This window comes from Intrasporangium sp., from assembly GCF_051961875.1.
Classification (GTDB): Bacteria; Actinomycetota; Actinomycetes; order Actinomycetales; family Dermatophilaceae; genus Intrasporangium_A.
On the sequence record NZ_JBQCCV010000234.1, the window covers coordinates 1 to 4,229 of the forward strand.

At 70.3% G+C, this 4,229-nt stretch carries 4 protein-coding genes; 3 read left to right on the forward strand and 1 reads right to left on the reverse strand.

The window, feature by feature from the left end:
* A partial coding sequence (locus ACTHJJ_RS13955; RefSeq protein ID WP_440303543.1) for a P-type ATPase occupies positions 1 to 711 on the reverse strand: 711 nt, incomplete at its 3' end.
* A 170-nt stretch (positions 712 to 881) separates the two neighbouring features.
* Here ACTHJJ_RS13955 and ACTHJJ_RS13960 point away from each other — a divergent pair.
* The 3 genes from ACTHJJ_RS13960 to ACTHJJ_RS13970 are packed head-to-tail and all read left to right on the forward strand — an operon-like array spanning position 882 to position 4,073.
* Positions 882 to 2,324, forward strand: a complete 1,443-nt coding sequence (locus ACTHJJ_RS13960; RefSeq protein WP_440303544.1) for an NAD-dependent malic enzyme — start codon at positions 882 to 884, stop codon at positions 2,322 to 2,324.
* Between the two features lie 28 nt (positions 2,325 to 2,352).
* Positions 2,353 to 3,687, forward strand: a complete 1,335-nt coding sequence (locus tag ACTHJJ_RS13965; RefSeq protein WP_440303545.1) for an MFS transporter — start codon at positions 2,353 to 2,355, stop codon at positions 3,685 to 3,687.
* Positions 3,688 to 3,710: 23 nt separating this feature from the next.
* Entirely contained in the window at positions 3,711 to 4,073 is a 363-nt protein-coding gene (locus ACTHJJ_RS13970; RefSeq protein ID WP_440303546.1) for a hypothetical protein, read from the forward strand.
* Positions 4,074 to 4,229: the final 156 nt, after the last annotated feature.

The window sequence follows — 4,229 nt, forward strand, 5'->3', positions numbered from 1 at the left end:
CGGCAGCGCGACGATGATGACCCACGTGATGTAGGTCAGCAGCCGGTTGATCGACGCCTGGATCTCCGAGTGCGTGCGGGTGAAGCGTCGCGCCTCGGCGGCGATCTTGTTGACGTAGGCGTCGGCCCCGACCGCGCTCGCGTGGAACCGGCCCATCCCGGCCACGACCGTCGTGCCCGAACGGATCTCGTCACCTGCCGGATGGTGGACCGGGTCCGCCTCGCCGGTGAGGTTCGACTCGTCGAGCTCGAGCCCGGTCGCGCTCAGCAGCCGCCCGTCCGCGGGAACCTGGTCGCCTGTCCGCAGCTCGATGAGGTCACCGAGGACGACCTCATGGGTCGGTATGTCGCTGAGCCGGCCCTCGCGCACCACCCGGGTTCGCGGGGCGTTGAGCAGGGCCAGCCGGTCGAGCTTCCGCTTGGCGAGGTACTCCTGCACGATGCCGATCGCCGAGTTGATGACGAGGACGATGCCGAACAGGCCGTCGGCGAAACTGCCCGTCGTCATGACCAGGACGAAGAGCGCGCCGAGGATCGCGTTGAACCGGGTGAAGACGTTGGCGCGGAAGATCTCACCGAACGAGCGCGAGGTGCGCTCCTGCAGCGCGTTCGTCTGGCCCGCCTCCACGCGCGCGCCCACCTCGGCGAGCGTCAGGCCACTGTCGCGCCTGGTGGGGGTGGTCTGGTCGACCTGCTCGCCGGGTGTGGTCACGCGGCCATTGTCCCGGGCGCGAGCGCGTTCGGTGACACATGGGGCGAACTGGTCACTCGTGTCCGTCGAGTGAGCGTTCAGCCGCACGCGTCGCACCCGTGTGCGGTCCCTTGAGACGGAGGTGGGCGGCATACGGACGGATTCGCGGGGGCGTCCCGGGCGGTGGGAACATGTCCGACGTGACTGAGTCGATCCAGCGTGCGAAGGCCACTACCGCCTCCTACTCCATCACCGTCCGCATCCACGCCGGGACGGACCCGGCCGTCATCGGGCAGCTCGCGATCAAGGTGGCGGACAGCGGGGGCATCACGACCGCGCTCGACATCGTCGACTCACACCCCGACCGGCTCGTCATCGACCTGACCTGCTCCGCGTCCGACGCCGACCACGCCGCCGAGATCGTCACGGCCATCGAGACCCTCGACGGGGTGCGCGTGCACAAGGTCTCCGACCGGACCTTCCTGCTCCACCTCGGCGGCAAGATCAGCGTCCAGTCGAAGGTCAACCTCCGCAACCGGCAGGACCTGGCGATGGCCTACACGCCTGGCGTGGGCCGCGTCAGCATGGCGCTCTACGAGCACCCCGAGGACGTGCCGCGCCTGACGATCAAGGGCAACTCGGTCGCGGTCGTCACGGACGGCACGGCGGTCCTCGGTCTGGGCAACATCGGCCCGCAGGCGGCGCTGCCCGTCATGGAGGGCAAGGCGGCTCTCTTCAAGCGCTTCGCAGACATCGACGCGTGGCCGATCTGCCTGGACACGACTGATGCCGACGAGATCGTCCGCGCGGTCGAGCTCATCGCGCCCGGCTTCGGCGGGATCAACCTCGAGGACATCGCCGCCCCGAAGTGCTTCGAGATCGAGGCCAAGCTGCGCGAGCGGCTCGACATCCCGGTCTTCCACGACGACCAGCACGGCACCGCGATCGTCGTCCTCGCGGCCCTGACGAATGCGCTGCGCGTCATCGACAAGCCCCTGCCCGAGGCCCGCATCCTCGTCTCCGGCGGCGGTGCGGCCGGCTCCGCGATCGTCCAGCTGCTGCTTGCGGCGGGCGCTGTCGACGTCACCGTCTACGACCGTCCGGGCCTGCTCAACAAGGACGACGAGTCGCTCACTCCGGCCTGGCAGCGCCTGGCCGAGCGGACCAACCCGCGCGGCCTGCGGGGGACCCTGCGCGACGGTCTCCAGGGCGCCGACGTCTTCATCGGGGTCAGCGCGCCGCGGATCCTCAAGCCCGAGTGGATCGAGGAGATGGCCGACCAGCGGGTCGTGTTCGCCCTCGCCAACCCGGACCCCGAGGTCGACATCTTCGAGGCCACGCAGCGGGCGACGGTCGTCGCGTCCGGTCGCAGCGACTACCCGAACCAGATCAACAATGTCCTCGCCTTCCCGGGTGTCTTCCGCGGACTGCTCGACGCCCGCGCCACGGACGTCACGACCGAGATGCTCATCCAGGCCGCCGAGGCGATCGCGTCCGTCGTGACCGACGAGCAGCTCAACCCGAACTACATCATCCCGAGCGTCTTCCACCCCGACATGAGCAAGACGGTCGCCAAGGCGATCGTCGACTGCGTCCCGAAGGCGCCGGAGCCGGCCATCCCGATGACACAGTGAGCACCGCGCTCGTGCGTCGGGGGCGGCGGTGAGCCGGGGCCTCGGTGGCGTCCAGCGCTATGCGATCGACGGCCGCCGGGCCTGGCTCGTCTGGGCCAGTGCCATCGCGGTCTACGTGCTCGCCGTCTTCCACCGCACCTCCCTCGGGGTCGCCGGGCTGAAGGCGGCCGAGCGCTTCGACATCAGCAGCTCGCAGCTCTCGCTGTTCACGATCGTCCAGCTCGCCGTGTATGCCGCGATGCAGCTGCCGGTCGGTGCCCTGCTCGACCGTTACGGCTCGAAGCGGCTCCTCGGCGTCGGCCTGACGCTCCTCACCGTCGCGCAGCTCGCGTTCGCGTTCGTCGACTCGCTCGGTGCCGCGCTGGTGTGCCGCGTCTTCCTCGGCATGGGCGACGCGATGATCTTCATCTCCGTCATGCGGATCGTGGCCCTGTGGTTCTCGCCGCGGCGCTCGCCGATGGTGACCCAGATGACCGGTCTGCTCGGCCAGCTCGGCGCGCTCCTCGCCGCCGGGCCGCTCGCCGCTGCACTCAACTACTTCGGGTGGACGCCGTCGTATGCCGTGTCCGCGGCGGTGGGTGCCCTGACAGGAGTGCTCGTCGTCGTCCTCGTGCGGGACAGCCCCTACGACGACCAGGCCCGGGACGAGCTGCGTCTCCGGGCCCTGGCCCGGACGCTCAAGTCGGCCTGGGACGTGCCGGGGACTCGGCTCGGGCTGTGGAGCCACTTCACGTCGCAGTTCTCGGCGAACCTCTTCACCCTGCTCTGGGGCTACCCGTTCCTCGTCTCGGGGGAGGGGCTCTCACCCTTCGCCGCCAGCCTGCTGCTCATGATCATGGTCGCTGCGACGATGGTCTTCAGCGTCGTGTTCGGCTCGCTGACGGCGCGGTTCCCCTTCTCGCGCTCGACGTTCGTGCTGTGGATCGTCGCCGTCAGCATCGCCGCGTGGACGGTCGTGCTGCTCTGGCCCGGGCGGGCGCCGCTGGGTCTTCTCGTCGTCCTCGTCGTCCTCGTCGCGGCCGGTGGCCCCGGCTCGATGATCGGCTTCGACCTGGCCCGAACCTTCAACCCGCCGACCCGGATCGGCAGCGCGACGGGCATCGTCAACACTGGTGGCTTCATCGCGACCCTCGCCGCCGTGGCCCTGATCGGGATCGTGCTCGACCACGTCTCGCCGGGCGGCCCGCCGACCTGGAGCATCGACTCGTTCCGGCCGGCCATGGCGGTGCAGTACCTCGTCTGGGCGCTCGGGATCATCCAGGTGCTCCGCTACCGCAGCAAGGCCCGCCGCGCGGCGCTCGCCATGGACCCGGAGGGCTACGAGGCCCTGCGCGGCGGCAGCAACTCGATCACCTTCCACTGACCGCCCGGCGCTACCGTCGGGGAATGGCGACGTGGGACGATGTCGACCGCATGGCCGGGCGCCTGCCCGGGGCGGTGCTCGGCGCGGCGCACGAGGGATCACCGGCGTGGTACGCCGGGCGGCACCCCTTCGCACGGTTGCGCTGGGACGACGAGGATCGGCAGCTCGTCCAGGTCTGGAGCGGCGAGATGGACCTCGCCGACGCTGTCGCCGACCGGCGCGACACGTTCCCGCACGTCGCGACCTTCCGCTATCGGGTGACCCTGTGGGCGCTCCTCGACCGGCTCGACCGGGCGGAGCTCGCCGAGCTGCTCCTCGACTCCTACGACATCAGGGGCGGACGCCGCCGCCGTGGCGACGTCGACGTCGTCGACCTGCTGGCCTGACGTGACCCTCCCGCTCGCGTCGCCACGGCCACTTCGCCGGGGAGCGAAGGGGCGGCATACGAGCCGGCATACGAGAAGGAGGTGCTCGAGCGGCTGCCCGAACACCTCTTCCCGAGAGTAGACGACCGGTCAGGCGTCGCCGACCGTCAGGGCCTC

Excerpts from the sequence above, each read along its gene's own strand:
- ACTHJJ_RS13960 (WP_440303544.1), top strand. The coding sequence starts at position 882 with ATGTCCGACGTGACTGAGTCGATCCAGCGTGCGAAGGCCACTACCGCC.
- ACTHJJ_RS13970 (WP_440303546.1), top strand. The coding sequence starts at position 3,711 with ATGGCGACGTGGGACGATGTCGACCGCATGGCCGGGCGCCTGCCCGGG.